Here is a 15,147-nt window from a genome sequence, read left to right as displayed (position 1 = left end):
TTATTGGATATAAAAAACCCTCTATTAAGAGGGTGTTGGTATTTTAGCTAAATTAGAATCTATAAAGACTAAATGGTTTTGGATCTAAAACAGGTTTTTTACCAAGTAATCCACAAAATTACTAATGTTACTAAGATAATAAGTTGGGTATATAAAAAAGGAGATAATGATAAGAAATATAACAATGGGCTGGTTATTTGATAGTGATTCAGAAGAAAATAAGGAGGTAATTGAAATGACCATACTTAAGATTATATTTATCTCTTTGCACAACCAAATTTTAAGTGTTTACTTTTAAACTAATAACAAAATAAGTCTTTTTTTTGATTATTTTTGTAAAATAGACCTTAATTTTTCCTTATAAATCAACACTGTTACAATTTAAAACAAAACATACACTTTGTTACATATTAAAAACCCATGTACATCAGAACGGACTGGCTTTAGCGAGATTTCGGATATTTACGAAAGTTAATTGTATAAGTGAATACGCTTATTACAAGAAACGAAAGCAGTAAATATCGTGTGAGCAATTACTTTACGCTAAGTCACTTATCCTACGAGGATACAACCCCCTTTCTCTCCTCTCCTTTCTTTACTTCCCTTCAAAATTACTTAAGCTACTCTTATCAGATCGCAGTATGCACTGGCTGATTTTTATCGAAAGGACTTCAACAAAATGATTTTGTTGAGAAACGATTATTTACAACTGGCACAACAGCAACAAAAAGGCCGTGTCACTCGCCGTATCACCGCCAAAGGTTATCAAGACTATCACTACGATATTAATGGTCGATTAACGCAAAAAGTGGTTCATCAACACGGTGAAATCACCCCAAAGGCACGTTATCAACGTGGAAAACTGCATTATGTCGTCACTGACCATCAAGGTACACCACGCGAAATTTTTAGCGAAAAAGGGATTGTCAGCTGGGCGGGACGGTTAAATACCTGGGGGAAAATGACGTTTTGGCAATCCCATGATGATTATGCCGATAACGACCAGAAGAAACCGGCATGAAGCTCCCGATTGCAAGTCAAAAAATGCATATCGGTGTCTCTTACGATCCGTTGAATTGTTCAGGCTCTATCGTCTGCCATTATCGTTCAAATTTCAATAACGATATCGAGTGGAAAGCATTCCATAAACGAAATAAAAGATAATAATAACGGATAAATTATCTTCCATTAAGTGAAATAATATATTCTCTAGAGGTAGAGATAAATAATATTTTATCTCCACTTTTTATCAGTCATATTCAAGTGACATAAGATTTCCTTTTTGTTTTTCTTAAATAATTTCACTTAATATTATTTTCTTATATTAAAATTAACTTTCAAGCATAATAATAACACTAGGTTACATTATTTCTACTTATATCATAGTTTTATTTTTCATCAAAAAAAGCATTATATATAAAAAAATAAAATAAATAACAAATGGGAATTAAAGTAAAATTAACGTTAAATATCTTATATTTATAGAATTACAGAATAAATAATTCATAACGAAATTTTCATTTTCAATATTTATAATTTAAATTAAATATAAATTAATTTGTTCCTATCAAGTTGCATAAAATGAGTAAAATAGATAAAAAAACTTACTTATAAAGATAAATCATTATATTTAAATTAAATACAAAACTAATTAATTGTAAGGAAAAGTAAAAAACGTTAAATATTTCTTATTGACTCAAGAACTGTTTTATATAAAACTAAATGCATATATTAGAAAAAGTTATTTATTATTTTATTTTTAGTTATTATTTTATTTACGCCAGGAAAATTGAACTCATATAAGGTAATTATATTATTGCCTAGGATAGGTATTTCTTAATTTAAATTATTCATCAATACGCTGAGCATTTAATTAAGAACTTAAGCTAAATAAGGAGCTTAGTTTAAATGAGTAAAAATACTCTTGGTAGTGTTGCCCCCAAAGAACGTATTAATATCAAGTACATCCCTAATGATGGTGGTATTCAATCTGAAGTCGAATTGCCTTTAAATATGCTTATTGTGGGCGATATGAAAGGAAAGACAGAAGAAACCCCTATTGAAGATCGTAAAACCATTTCTATTCATCAGAACAACTTTAATTCCGTTATGGAAAGCGCTGGTATTAATCTTAATATTGCGGTTCCAAATACCTTAAATGAAAAAAGTGAATCTGATCTTAACGTCAATTTAGAGATTAAATCACTACAAGATTTTTCTCCTGATAATATTGCACGCCAAGTTCCTGAGCTAAAAAAACTATTAGAACTAAGAGAAGCGCTCGTCGCATTAAAAGGCCCTCTTGGCAATATCCCTGCTTTTAGAAAACGTCTGCAAGAACTTCTGGAAAATGAAGCAACTCGCGAACAATTACTGAAAGAACTTGATATTGCTAGCCAAAAATAATATTTACAGAGGATGACCTTATGTCTTTAGTTAATGAAGCCCAACAAGAGCAAGTGGCAATATCTGGCGGTTCTTTACTTGACGAAATTATGGCGCAATCAAGAATGTCGCCAGAAACGGAAGCCTATGATATTGCTAAACAAGGCGTTGCTGCTTTTATTAGTAATATTTTTGCTAATCCGTCAGAAGAAGAGCCTATTAATAAGCTTTTGATTGATAAAATGCTCGTTGAGTTGGACTCTCAATTAAGTGCCCAAGTTGACCAAATTTTACATGCGCCAAAATTTCAAGAAATTGAGTCATCATGGCGTTCATTAAAATTACTCGTTGATCGTACTGATTTCCGTGAAAACATTAAAATCAATATATTACATGCAACAAAAGAAGAACTATTAGAAGATTTTGAGTTCTCACCAGAAATTGTTCAATCCGGTTTTTATCAACATGTTTACTCTTCTGGCTATGGACAATTTGGTGGTGAACCTGTTGCGACAGTCATTGGTAACTATGCATTTAATAACACCACGCCTGACTTAAAATTAATGCAATATGTTAGTGCTGTGGGTGCAATGGCTCATGCTCCCTTTATTTCATCCGTTTCACCTAATTTCTTAGGTATTAATAGCTATGCTGAATTGCCTGCAATTAAAGATCTTAAATCTGTTTTTGAAGGCCCTGCTCATACGAAATGGCGTTCACTGCGAGAATCTGAAGATGCGCGTTATTTAGGTTTAACAGCACCTCGTTTCTTAGTGCGCTTACCTTATTCACCGACAGAAAACCCAATTAAGTTATTTAATTACTCTGAAGATGTGAAGCAAGATCATGAGCATTATTTATGGGGCAATACTGCATTCTTATTAGCAAGTTGTATTAATGATAGTTTTGCTAAATATCGCTGGTGCCCAAATATTATTGGCCCTCAAAGTGGCGGTACTGTTGGTGATTTACCTGTGCATAATTTTGAAGCAATGGGTGAATTACAAACTAAAATTCCAACAGAAGTTTTAGTTACTGACAGACGCGAATTTGAATTAGCAGAAGAAGGTTTTATCACTTTAACCATGCGTAAAGGTAGTGATAATGCCGCATTCTTCTCTGCAAACTCAGTACAAAAACCGAAAAACTACCCTAATACGCGTGAAGGAAAATTAGCAGAAACTAACTATAAGTTAGGAACGCAGCTTCCTTACATGTTTATTATCAATCGATTAGCACACTATATTAAGGTACTACAGCGCGAACAAATTGGCTCATGGAAAGAGCGTCAAGATCTTGAGCGAGAACTTAATATCTGGCTAAAACAATATATTGCGGATCAGGAAAATCCACCAGCAGACGTTCGTAGTAGACGCCCTCTACGCTCAGCTCAAATCCAAGTTCTGGATGTTGATGGCGATCCGGGTTGGTATCAAGTCGCTATTCAAGTTCGCCCTCATTTTAAATATATGGGTGCAAACTTTGAATTATCTCTTGTTGGTCGCTTAGATAAGGAATAAGTGCGATGACAGCTCTGTATAACTTGGAAGATAACCCCGCTTCCAGTTTATTTGAGCGCATACAAGGGAAGAGTGTAGGCTCTTCCCAACGCGCAAAAATCCAGGCGTTACTCATGTCAATTAAGCAAAATTTGAATCAGGTTTTAAATAGTAGACCGTTAGGTTGCCAAAGTACTCCCGCTTTAGGCGTTCCTGATTTAAATGATGCAACATTAACAGGAGTCGATTTCAAGATTCATTTATCCAATATTATTGCGGATTGCATTACCACTTATGAGCCAAGAATAACTAATGTCACTGTTCATTTTATAGAAAATGAAGCCGAACCATTGTCACTGCAATTTAGTATTACTGCTTTTATTTTATTAGAAAATAAAAAGCAGCTTATTGAATTTAACGTGCAATTAGACAGTAACCGTAGATACCAATTGACGCAATTTTAATATGTCTTCAAATCACTATTTTGATAATGAATTAAGCTATCTCAATAAGCTTGAACAGTATGTTGCAACTGAAAAACCGCAGCTTATTAATCAAATATCTGAAAAAGTGCGTGATCCTGACGCCGCACGCCTTTTAGATGGTATTGCTTATTTATCGGGTAATTTACGAGAACAAATAGATAGGCAATTTCCTGAACTAACAAACAGTTTAGTGAATATGTTATGGCCTGCTTACGCTCGTCCATTTCCTAGTATGACGGTTATGGAATACCGCACAGAGCCATCTCAAGAACACGCTATTAAAATAACCAAAGGGCAACCATTTAGTAGTCGCCCACTATATGTTCAAAATGACTTGGCTCAAAATGATGATGATAATTGGCATCAATGCCAATTTACACAATGTCGCGATTTATGGGTTTTACCCATACAAATAACACGTATTACTCAAAATAAAGATACGTTGGATATTCATTTTTCTCTAAACCAATTACAGTCGCTAGCCGCAGTTGGCTTAGAGAAACTGTGTATTTACCTTAATGGGCTTTCTTATACAACGACTCAGTTATTTTATTTATTAAATAGCAAAATAAAAAAAGCAAAAATAGCCACAGTTAAACATCAAATTACATTAGAACATTTTTCTGTTGAGCCTATTGGCTTTCATCCTGAAGACTCCCTTTTGCCTTATCCTAAAAATAGCTATGACGGATATCGCTTATTACAAGAGTATTTTTGTTTTCCTGAAGCATTTTTGTCTCTTGCCATAAAGGGATTAGACAATCTCCCACCTGCATTAAGATCGGATGCTTTTACATTATCAATTCAATTTGAATGTGATATTCCAGAAGCAATGCTTATCACTGAAGAGAGCATCAAGATTAATTGCGTACCTGCAGTTAATTTATTTAAATCTGAGAGTGAGGCGATTAATTTAACGGGAAAAGAAACGGAATATGTTCTGAATAAAAGCCATAAAAAACAAGATTGCTATGATATTTTTTCAATAAATACCATTCAAGGTTGGCGTTATATTCCTAATCAGAAGTCCTATATTACTCATTACACTGCTTTTGAAAGTTTTCATCATCAAAATAATCAAGAAAACCCAGAAAGAACAGGCTATTATCGCTTAAAAATCGCACACCATAAATCTAATTATGGTTATCAACATACCTTGTCTTTTGTGCGAAATAATGAAGAAAATTTACTCGACTGTGAAGAAAGTATTTCAGTCTCAATGAACTGTACTAATCGTACTTTAGCCTCTTCATTATCATCTCATTCAATAAATTTTTATGAGCATACTGCTATTGCTGGCATTTCATCTACCAGCAATATTATTAAGCCAACGAAAGCGCTTTATCCTTTATTAGGAAATACGCTGTATTGGTCTGAGTTGACTAATTTATCCATTAATTATCAATCTTTATTAAGTTTAACGGCACTTAAACAAATTTTACAGTTGTATGATTTTAAAGCGAGTTTTTTTCAACAATCTGCACGTCAGTCTCAAAAGTGTCTTGATGCAATCACTGATTTAAAAACAGAGTCTATCGAATACTTATATAAAGGTTTGCCTGTCCGAGGAGTAAAAACAACATTATCAATACACCAAAATGCGTTTATTTCAGAAGGCGCCATGTATCTATTTTGTTCTGTATTAGCACAATTTTTTACCCTTTATACCAGCGTTAATATGTTTCATGAATTGGAAGTTATTAATTTAGATAATAAGGATATTTATCTTTGGCCAGCGAAAATAAACCAGCAAATACTCAAATAACAGATATTGAGAAAATACAAAGCTGGCTAAATAAAAAAGCGGGCAAATCTGTTACTGAATATAGTTTCTATCAATTAGTTGAGTTGCTTAATAAATTATATTCTCAAAAAACAGCATTCAATAATGAAAGCTTTATTCAGTTTAGATCAAGCGCCAATACGGCATTTCCAACTCGAGATGTTGTTTCCTTGCGCCAAGATGAACAAGGTCAGTTTGATTTAGAAGTCTCTTTTTTAGGATTACATGGTAGCCAATCACCATTACCCGGTTATTATCTTGATCATTTCGCATGGGAGGAAGCGCAGCAAGCAAATCAATTAACGGATTATCTTAATTTATTTAATCATCGCTTAGTCACATTACTTCATCGTATATGGCGTAAATACCGCTATTACATTTGCTTTGAAGATGGTGGGCATGATGCATTTTCTCGTTATATGTTTTCACTTGTGGGATTAGGAAGTGAAACCAATCGTGGCATAATGAATATCAACCACAGCAAAATGCTTGCTTATGCCGGATTACTTGCTAGTCCAAGTCGTTCTCCTGATGTTATTTGTAGCTTAATTTCTCACTGTTTTGATTTAGAAAAAGTTGAATTAATCGGATGGGAAATACGCAAAGTGCCTATTCCAGAAGATCAACAAAATCGTTTAGGCATTATTACTCGTCATTCAGGACAGAAATCTCGACCTAAAATGGTTTTAGGTGAGAATTTTAATATTGGCTCTCATATTTATGATTGCAATGGAAAGTTCACGATTGAAATCAGTGAATTATCCATTGAACGCTATATGTCGTTTCTTCCCAATGGCAAAGATTTTTTGTCACTCATTACTTTTGTTTCTTACATCATGCACGAGCAACTTGCGTGGGATTTACGCCTACGTATTGCGGACAAACAAACGAATGGAATTTGCCTAGGCAGAGCGCAACACAACCAATTAGGTTGGCAAAGCTTTCTAGGAAAACCTGAAGTCAATCCCAGTGTGACAATGACTATTTTGGAATAATATTTATGGATAATTATTTACCCACAATCTCTTTTCGCTTAATCAATAGTGAGTTGCTGGAAAGTGGCTATGTACCGAATAGTCAATTTACCCAACTTGGTGGCACGATTGGTAGCAATAAACAATCTCACTGGGTGATACAAGATACTCAATCCTCTATTGCTCCTACACAATGCGCTATTGTTTGGCAAGATAAGCAGTTTTGTTTAAAAACGCTTTCAGAGCCTATTTATATTAATAATGCTCTGATCCCTATTCATATTGGGGCGGTCTGTTTATCTCAAAATGATCAGGTCAAAATTGGGCAACTTGTTTTATCCGTTAATATCAATTTAACGCAAAACAATAAACCTGATCTTATGGCGATGACACCACAATCGTTGATCGAGACTGATGATAATCCGCTAGATCCTTTGCTACAAAAAAATTCCCCTTCTGTTCATAAAACCGAAAGCCATATGCCTTTAGCCCCAACGGTTTCAGGCTCCATGACGCATGATCCATTAAAAGCCCTTGAGAGCGAAAGCTTAGAGCTTATTCAGTCATCATCTTCTAACACTCATCACTACTCTCTTTCTTCGCCTCGTTCAGATAACCAGGGAGATCTCATGGTTCAGGAGTTTATGGATTTGCCAGAAATAACGTCTCAAGATAATGAAACAAATGCAGACGTAGACTATGTCGCAATTAATCCATTAATGAAAGGGCTAGGTGTACACCTTAACTTAAAAAACACCCAGCAAGCGAATGATTTTCTTATTGAATTAGGAAAAACGACGCAATTTGCAATTAAAGGTTTATTGGCATTACAACAGCAAGAAAATTTACAAGATAAACAACTGCGACCAATCGAAGATAACCCGCTTCGTTTAAATAATGAATATGACAGTGTTATGCGCTTAATGTTTACGGATGAACGTAGCCCTGTGCATTTATCTGCACCTTCGGCTGTTGCAGAAAGCTTACATAATGTGCAATTACATTATCATGCCAATCAAGAAGCCATTTCCGCTGCATTAGCTACCCTGTTAGATGCATTTTCTCCAGAGCATTTATTAAAACGCTTTTCTCATTATCGCCGTAGTTACGATAACAATTCAAATGACAGTGCTTGGGCTTGGAATATGTATACCAATTATTACAATGAGTTAGCATCTTCCCGCCAACAAGGTTTTGAGAAGCTATTTTACGAGGTTTATATCCACGCTTATGACCGAGCCTTAAGAAAAGGGCTTGATGAGGTGTGATATGCCGATAAAAACACTCATGACTTATCTCTTTCTTATTTTTGCAAGCACTCAACTTAGTGGGTGTAGTGGCCCGTTTGAAGCAATATCAAAAATAGGCAAAGTCATGTGGGATCCTTCAACGCCTGTAGGAGCAGAAAAAGAACAACCTTCCGTCGTTGCATTCACATTATTAGCAGATCCTGAAATCAATCCTAACGATCAAGGAGAGGCAACCCCCGTCCAATTACAAATTGTTTATATGAATGAAGATTCGCTCTTTGCTTCTTTAGATCAAGACCAAATTATTGAAGAAAATTGCGATCTGAAAAAGCTATTAAAAAGAAATTATATCGATCATCAAGATTACACTCTTTTGCCTGATCAATATAAACCACTCGATCTCATTGAGTTGGATAAAAAGAATAAGTATATCGGGATCATCGCTTATTACTCCGATGTCAATATTACTCAATGGAAAAAAATATTAAAAATCAATGGGATTGGTCGCCATTACAATCTACTAGTCCATATCAAAGAAAATGAAATTGAATTTAGAAAAGAAGAGGAACAATAACAGTGTTGACAAAAAATAAAGTGATATGGCATGAAGGGTTATTTATTAAACCTCAACATTTTCAGCAACAGCAACGTTACCAAGATTACATGATTGAAACGCTGATCAAAACCTACCACGCTCATTATTATGGCTTAAGCCAACTGACGCTAAATACGGAATTATTAAGTCTTGGTCGTATTGGTCTTAAAGAAGCCGCCGGCATTATGCCTGATGGCACACTATTTTCTATTCCACAACAAGATAATCTTCCTTCACCTATTGATATTTCACAAATTCATGAAGGCAGTGACAATGTTGTCTATTTAGCATTGCCATTACAAAACAGTACAGTCAGTGAAATCTCTCATTCCCATAATGGCAATCATTTGTTAGCCCGTTATAACGGTGTGTTAACACAAGTACGTGATTTGCATACTGAGAATGGGGATATCAGCCAGCTTAATATTGCGAAGCTCAATCCTATTTTGAAATTAGGAAAAACAGAATTAGATGCTTATGTAATGCTTCCGATTTGCAAAATAAGAGAAATTAGTGCTGATGGGAGTTTAACTCTAGATAAAAACTTCATTCCTACCTGCTTAAACTCAAGAATTTGCCCTATTTTATCGGAATTTTTAGCCGAAGTTGAAGGTGCATTATTTGAACGAGGCCGCCAAATAGCAGAAAGAATTGGCTCTCCCGGTCAGCAAGGAATTGCCGATGTGGCTGAATTTATGATGCTACAGCTACTTAATCGCGCTTATCCTCAATTTTCACATTTATCTAAGCAGACAGTCGTCCACCCAGAGCAACTCTTTAAAGAGCTACTTCAATTTAATGGTGAAATTCAAACCTTTACTAATGGCTCTCGTTTGCCTGATAAATTACCGAGTTATCGACACTATGACTTGGCATCTGGCTTTTTACCTCTGATTAAATCCATTCGACAAGCGCTAAGTGTGGTTCTAACACCAAGAGCGGTACCGATCCCATTACAAAAACAAGAACACGGTATTCAAGTTGCGACAATTCATGATAGGCAACTTCTGCAAACTGCTGAATTTATTATTGCAGTGCGCGCTCAGTTACCTCAAGAGCAACTGCGCCGACAATTCGCACAACAGGCTAAAGTGACTTCAGTGAATCAAATTCGTGATTTAGTCAGTGTTCAGATGCCTGGCGTGGGTTTTATTCCGTTATCCACAGCCCCTCGTCAATTGCCATATCACTCAGGCTATACCTATTTCCGCTTAGATCCTCAAGGCGAATCATGGGCTGATATACAAAAACACGGAAATATTGCATTTCACGTATCAGGACAATTCCCCGAACTTGATATTCAACTTTGGGCAATAAGAAGTGGAACGCAACATGAGTGATCAATCATTAATCCAAGAGATCGCTGAAAAAAAGGTGAGCCATAAATCATATCAATTGCCATTACGTGGTAACAACATTAACCCAATGATTGATACTGCAACGCCATTATTGGGCATGGTGATTAGAATGAAATCAATGTCTGCAACACCACTATCAGACAAACTTTTTCAGCAAGTAGTGACTGACATTCAAGCCATTGAGCAACAACTTCAAACTCACGGTTATGAACCGGGTGCCATTGTTTCATTCCGTTATGTGTTATGCACATTTATTGATGAAACAGCATTAGAGCTGGGTTGGGATCAAGATAATAATTGGGTAAAACAATCCTTACTCGTTCATTTCCACAATGAATCTTGGGGTGGCGAAAAAGTTTTCGTATTAATCGAGCGCTTATTAGGTGAGCCCAAACGCTACCTCGATTTATTAGAGTTTATTTATCTCTGCTTATGCCTTGGCTATCGCGGTCGCTATAAAGTCAGCAATGGCTATGGGGATGACTTTAATAAATTACTTCGCCAACTTCAAAAGCAAATCCAACAACTTAAAGGTGAACCTCAGTCTGTTATTTTATATAAAGAAAATGGAAATAAATCACATCAATACCGTTTAGGACAGCGCTTTGGGGTTCGTTATATCGCCATTGGCTCACTGATCTTCGCCACTATTATTTACACTGTTTATGCTTCTAGATTGAGACATCAAACTCTCAATATTTTGGAACAGCTTAATACACTTCTTAGCTAGGACGCCCTTATGATCCAGATTGATCTCTCAACATTAGTTAATAGACTTCACCCTATTGCTAAACACGCTTTAGAAAATGCGGCTGCGTTTTGTGTAAGTCACCAGCAACTCGAAATTACAGTAGATCAATTATTACAACAACTGCTGGAAACACCACTGACGGATATCCGCACTATCTTTAATAAAGTTGATATCAATCCCACTGAATTAACGGAGCTTTTAAATCTCCACACAGTACAACAACAGAGCGCGACACAAAGTTACCCTAATTTTTCACCACTGTTAGTGGAATGGCTAAAAGATAGCTGGCTACTGGCTTCAGCAGAACTTAGCCATAACGAATTACGTTCAGGTGCTTTATTACTCACTTTATTGCAAATGCCCCATCGTTATCTCTCAAAAGTAGCGGCGGAATTACTATCGCAAATCAATCGAGAACAACTCAAACTCAATTTTAATGAATGGACACTAACATCTGCTGAAGCACCAATAACAGAAGCGAATAAATCATCCAATAGCTATGTTCAATCAGACTCTATGCTTGCACGTTTTACACAAAATATGACACAACAAGCAAAGGATAACCAACTCGATCCTGTTTTATGTCGCGACCATGAAATTGATTTAATGATTGATATTCTCTGTCGTCGTCGGAAAAACAACCCTGTGGTGGTCGGTGAAGCGGGTGTGGGTAAAAGTGCCTTAATTGAAGGATTAGCTTTACGCATTATTGCGGGTGAAATTCCCGAAAAACTCAAAGAATGTGAGTTATTAACACTGGATTTAGGTGCATTACAAGCAGGCGCGGCTGTTAAAGGGGAATTTGAAAAACGCTTTAAAGGCATTATGCAAGAAGTAGCACAATCACCTACTCCTATTATCTTATTTATTGATGAAGCCCATACCTTGATTGGTGCTGGAAATCAGCAAGGTGGCTTAGATATCTCCAATTTGCTAAAACCTGCATTAGCCCGTGGCGAATTAAGTACCATTGCCGCAACCACATGGAGTGAATATAAAAAATACTTTGAAAAAGATGCAGCACTAGCGCGCCGTTTCCAACTTGTTCAAGTCAAAGAGCCCACCGCTGATGAAGCCATTATTATTATGCGTGGATTGCGCTCTATTTATGAAAAAGCACATCACGTCTTTATTGATGATGAAGCGCTTTGTGCATCAGCACAATTAAGTGAACGTTATCTTTCAGGACGCCAACTTCCAGATAAAGCCATTGATGTACTTGATACCGCTTGTGCTCGTGCGGCTATCAATCTTTCAACTCCTCCTAAACAGCTATCAGCATTAAAAACGCAACGTCATCAAACCAAGATGGAATTCGATGTATTAATGCGCGAACAGCAATTAGGTTTAAAAGATCATTCAGGGCGCTTGGCGATATTAGAAAATCAGTCTATTGAGATTGAAACACAAATTGAAATGCTTCAACAGGCGTGGGAAAAGCAGAAAAATATTGTTCGTGAAACTATCGAATTACGGTCAACTTTATTATCAACATTAACTAAATCACTTGAAGAAGAAGCAAACAGTGACGACATTGAAAATAATAAGGCTAAACTGAAATCTCGATTAAATACGCTAAATAAAGAGTTAGATAAATTACATCAACACTCTCTATTAGTCTCTCCCCATGTCGATAAAAAACAAATTGCTGCCGTGATTGCGGAATGGACTGGCGTGCCACTTAATCGCTTATCACAAGATGCATTACAAGTAGTGGCAGAGCTACCAACCTACCTTGAGCAAAGTATTAAAGGCCAATCACTTGCAATCAAACATCTTCATAAGCATTTATTAACCGCTCGTGCCGATTTACGCCGTTCAGGCCGTCCATTGGGGGCATTCTTATTAGCCGGGCCAAGTGGCGTTGGTAAAACAGAAACAGTAATTCAAATTGCTCAGTTGATGTTTGGTGGAACACAATATCTCACCACGATCAACATGTCAGAGTTTCAAGAAAAACATACAGTTTCTCGCCTAATTGGTTCACCACCAGGTTATGTGGGTTATGGTGAAGGTGGAGTATTAACCGAAGCTATTCGCAAAAAACCTTATTCCGTTGTACTACTGGACGAAGTAGAAAAAGCACACCCCGATGTTTTAAATCTGTTTTATCAAGCCTTTGATAAAGGAGAATTAGCCGATGGTGAAGGTCGTGTTATTGACTGTAAAAACGTTGCGTTTTTCCTAACGTCTAATTTAGGTGATCACGCCATTATGGCTAATGCCGATAAACCGGATGAATTGCATGATGTGCTCTATCCAGAATTAACCACCTTCTTTAAACCTGCCCTTTTAGCGCGTATGGAAGTGATCCCATTCTTACCGTTAACGCAAGTTATTCTCAAAGAAATTATTGCTCACAAACTAACACGTTTAACCCAATTACTTACGCAACGTTTTCACGCAGAGATCAAACTGGAAGGGGCCGTTTCCGATGAAATATTACGCCGCGCTTCAAGAGCAGAAAACGGTGCAAGAATTTTAGAATCCATTATTGATGGTGCGTTATTACCACCTCTTTCACTTCTTCTGTTGCAACACAGTGCAAAAAATGAAGATATCAGGACGATACGGTTATCAACACAAGATAACCAATTCATTGCAGAGGTAAATGTAGAACTATGAAGCACAGACTGAAAAATGCGCTCTCTCTCTTAACTTGTTTAGATGTGGACTCACTGACCAGCCAATTTCTTGAGCTGAGTATGCCTCGTAGTCCATTCAGCGCGCTCATTGTTTCAATGATTAATAAATCAGAGAACCGGTTAGAGAGCTGGAGTATTGATCTTAGTGAAAAAGTAGAGAAAAAACATTTGGATGTCGATATTACAGTAGCGGATCACCCGTTGATCCAGCTTCTATCACAACCACAACCTATTCTCTGGAATGATTTAAAACAAGGCAGTTATATAAGCGATCATGCTTTACAGCAATTTATCGCCAAACAACCTGTGCATTGCGGACTGTTTAGTATTCCCTTTGTTGATCTTAATAATAAACCTTATGGGCTAATTATTATGTTAGGGGAAGATCTCGATGAAACAATTTATGAGCAAGGTATTTTTTCTATTTACTGCAATGTATTTCATCATCAATTAAAAAGCATTTTGGCATTTTCTCAATCACAACAGAAAATTGCCGATCTGCAATATTTATTGAAATTACAACAAGAAAAAGAAGAGAAAATAAATAAAACCTTACTTTCATTATCCGTATCAAATTTAACGCCAACACAAATTCCAATTCATTCTTTTGCTGAGGTGAACGATCTTACTTTAGCCACTGAACATTATGAAGCGTCAATTCTGCGTTACCAACAAGAAAACAGTAATGACGATCTCAATTTAATTGCTGAAAACTTAAATATTTCAAAGCGATCGCTTCTATATAAATTAAAAAAATATGGATGTCTTAAATGATTTATTTACGATCCCTTTATTTTATATTTCTCGCTCTATTTTCAATAAGTCACGTTTTTGCACAAGAGCAAGAAAATAAAACCAATCTTACTGAACTAGCTCTCTTTGAGTGTCGTAAAGAGCTATCTCAACTTCTTCGCTTATCTTGCTATGACCAAATTAACGTTGGAAACAAACCCGTTTCTACTGTTGATGTTAGTGCGATGGGTGATATTTGGCGTTTAGCGGTAGAGCATGAAATGAAACGTGAAAATCACACCGCTGGATTTATGGTTACAGCTCACAATAAAGGCACTTATCCCGTTATTATGACTATTCCAGCAATGGGATATCAGCCACCTCGCCCCATCCTTATGTTGAGTTGTATCGACAATATTACCCGTATGCAAATTGCGCTAACAAAAAAACAAGCAACCGGAAATGTCCTGCTAATCACAGATAAAACCCAATTAAGTAGTGAATGGTTTCTTCGAGAAGACGGTTATCTGCTTGAAGCGAGTCGCGGTATACCCGGCATTGATGAAATCAAGCAATTACTCTCTAGCACAAAATTAACCATCAAATTAGCAAATGATGAACAACTAACCTTTAATATTTCAGGCATTAACAAAGAGATAAAACCTCTGCGTTCAGCCTGTCATTGGTGAT

At 36.2% G+C, this 15,147-nt stretch carries 14 protein-coding genes; all 14 read left to right on the top strand.

All coding sequences use genetic code 11. The annotated features are described in order from the left end of the window. The first annotated feature begins 679 nt into the window (after positions 1-679). The 14 genes from GWI97_RS08405 (at position 680) to vasI (ending at position 15,146) form a co-directional block, all read left to right on the top strand. Positions 680-1,021: an RHS domain-containing protein gene (locus tag GWI97_RS08405; protein ID WP_036935114.1), complete on the top strand. Its 342-nt coding sequence runs from the start codon at positions 680-682 to the stop codon at positions 1,019-1,021. Next, positions 1,018-1,164, top strand: coding sequence for a hypothetical protein (locus GWI97_RS08400; protein ID WP_158482376.1), 147 nt, complete (start codon positions 1,018-1,020; stop codon positions 1,162-1,164). The genes GWI97_RS08405 and GWI97_RS08400 overlap by 4 nt, the downstream gene beginning before the upstream one ends. A gap of 744 nt (positions 1,165-1,908) precedes the next feature. Next, a complete protein-coding gene (gene tssB, locus GWI97_RS08395; protein ID WP_036935117.1) occupies positions 1,909-2,406 on the top strand; it encodes a type VI secretion system contractile sheath small subunit in 498 nt (165 codons plus the stop codon). Positions 2,407-2,426: 20 nt separating this feature from the next. After that, positions 2,427-3,905 carry a type VI secretion system contractile sheath large subunit gene (tssC, locus tag GWI97_RS08390; RefSeq protein WP_036935118.1) on the top strand — a complete coding sequence of 493 codons (1,479 nt, stop codon included), beginning with the start codon at positions 2,427-2,429 and terminating at the stop codon, positions 3,903-3,905. 5 nt (positions 3,906-3,910) lie between these two features. Next, on the top strand, positions 3,911-4,348 hold the full coding sequence (gene tssE, locus GWI97_RS08385; protein WP_036935121.1) for a type VI secretion system baseplate subunit TssE: 438 nt from the start codon (positions 3,911-3,913) through the stop codon (positions 4,346-4,348). Position 4,349: 1 nt separating this feature from the next. Further along, positions 4,350-6,134: a type VI secretion system baseplate subunit TssF gene (tssF, locus tag GWI97_RS08380; RefSeq protein WP_036935123.1), complete on the top strand. Its 1,785-nt coding sequence runs from the start codon at positions 4,350-4,352 to the stop codon at positions 6,132-6,134. After that, a complete protein-coding gene (gene tssG / locus GWI97_RS08375; RefSeq protein WP_036935126.1) occupies positions 6,098-7,147 on the top strand; it encodes a type VI secretion system baseplate subunit TssG in 1,050 nt (349 codons plus the stop codon). Before tssF ends, tssG begins: the two co-directional genes overlap by 37 nt. A 5-nt stretch (positions 7,148-7,152) precedes the next feature. After that, the gene (gene tagH, locus GWI97_RS08370) at positions 7,153-8,394 is read left to right on the top strand and encodes a type VI secretion system-associated FHA domain protein TagH (protein ID WP_087803163.1); all 1,242 of its coding nucleotides are present in this window, start codon (positions 7,153-7,155) and stop codon (positions 8,392-8,394) included. Position 8,395: 1 nt separating this feature from the next. Next, a complete protein-coding gene (gene tssJ / locus GWI97_RS08365) occupies positions 8,396-8,950 on the top strand; it encodes a type VI secretion system lipoprotein TssJ (protein ID WP_036935131.1) in 555 nt (184 codons plus the stop codon). A gap of 2 nt (positions 8,951-8,952) precedes the next feature. Beyond that, on the top strand, positions 8,953-10,311 hold the full coding sequence (gene tssK, locus GWI97_RS08360) for a type VI secretion system baseplate subunit TssK (protein WP_087803161.1): 1,359 nt from the start codon (positions 8,953-8,955) through the stop codon (positions 10,309-10,311). Next, positions 10,304-11,059 carry a type IVB secretion system protein IcmH/DotU gene (gene icmH / locus GWI97_RS08355; protein ID WP_103004936.1) on the top strand — a complete coding sequence of 252 codons (756 nt, stop codon included), beginning with the start codon at positions 10,304-10,306 and terminating at the stop codon, positions 11,057-11,059. Before tssK ends, icmH begins: the two co-directional genes overlap by 8 nt. 9 nt (positions 11,060-11,068) lie before the next feature. Next, positions 11,069-13,705 carry a type VI secretion system ATPase TssH gene (gene tssH / locus GWI97_RS08350; protein WP_103004937.1) on the top strand — a complete coding sequence of 879 codons (2,637 nt, stop codon included), beginning with the start codon at positions 11,069-11,071 and terminating at the stop codon, positions 13,703-13,705. Continuing rightward, a complete protein-coding gene (locus GWI97_RS08345) occupies positions 13,702-14,499 on the top strand; it encodes a Fis family transcriptional regulator (RefSeq protein WP_161751906.1) in 798 nt (265 codons plus the stop codon). Before tssH ends, GWI97_RS08345 begins: the two co-directional genes overlap by 4 nt. Further along, positions 14,496-15,146 (top strand): type VI secretion system-associated protein VasI, encoded by a 651-nt coding sequence (gene vasI / locus GWI97_RS08340; RefSeq protein ID WP_036935145.1) that lies wholly within the window; start codon positions 14,496-14,498, stop codon positions 15,144-15,146. Before GWI97_RS08345 ends, vasI begins: the two co-directional genes overlap by 4 nt. The last annotated feature ends 1 nt before the right edge of the window (position 15,147 follow it).

Source organism: Proteus sp. G2300 (assembly GCF_009915965.1).
GTDB classification, from domain to species: domain Bacteria; phylum Pseudomonadota; class Gammaproteobacteria; order Enterobacterales; family Enterobacteriaceae; genus Proteus; species Proteus vulgaris.
This window is presented reverse-complemented; position numbering and strand designations above follow the sequence as displayed.

Bases quoted from the DNA above. Each gene is read 5' to 3' on its own strand.
- tssC (WP_036935118.1), top strand. From the start codon at position 2,427: ATGTCTTTAGTTAATGAAGCCCAACAAGAGCAAGTGGCAATATCTGGC.
- vasI (WP_036935145.1), top strand. From the start codon at position 14,496: ATGATTTATTTACGATCCCTTTATTTTATATTTCTCGCTCTATTTTCA.
- GWI97_RS08400 (WP_158482376.1), top strand. From the start codon at position 1,018: ATGAAGCTCCCGATTGCAAGTCAAAAAATGCATATCGGTGTCTCTTAC.
- tssJ (WP_036935131.1), top strand. From the start codon at position 8,396: ATGCCGATAAAAACACTCATGACTTATCTCTTTCTTATTTTTGCAAGC.
- tssH (WP_103004937.1), top strand. From the start codon at position 11,069: ATGATCCAGATTGATCTCTCAACATTAGTTAATAGACTTCACCCTATT.
- tssB (WP_036935117.1), top strand. From the start codon at position 1,909: ATGAGTAAAAATACTCTTGGTAGTGTTGCCCCCAAAGAACGTATTAAT.
- tssF (WP_036935123.1), top strand. From the start codon at position 4,350: ATGTCTTCAAATCACTATTTTGATAATGAATTAAGCTATCTCAATAAG.
- tagH (WP_087803163.1), top strand. From the start codon at position 7,153: ATGGATAATTATTTACCCACAATCTCTTTTCGCTTAATCAATAGTGAG.
- GWI97_RS08345 (WP_161751906.1), top strand. From the start codon at position 13,702: ATGAAGCACAGACTGAAAAATGCGCTCTCTCTCTTAACTTGTTTAGAT.
- GWI97_RS08405 (WP_036935114.1), top strand. From the start codon at position 680: ATGATTTTGTTGAGAAACGATTATTTACAACTGGCACAACAGCAACAA.
- tssE (WP_036935121.1), top strand. From the start codon at position 3,911: ATGACAGCTCTGTATAACTTGGAAGATAACCCCGCTTCCAGTTTATTT.
- icmH (WP_103004936.1), top strand. From the start codon at position 10,304: ATGAGTGATCAATCATTAATCCAAGAGATCGCTGAAAAAAAGGTGAGC.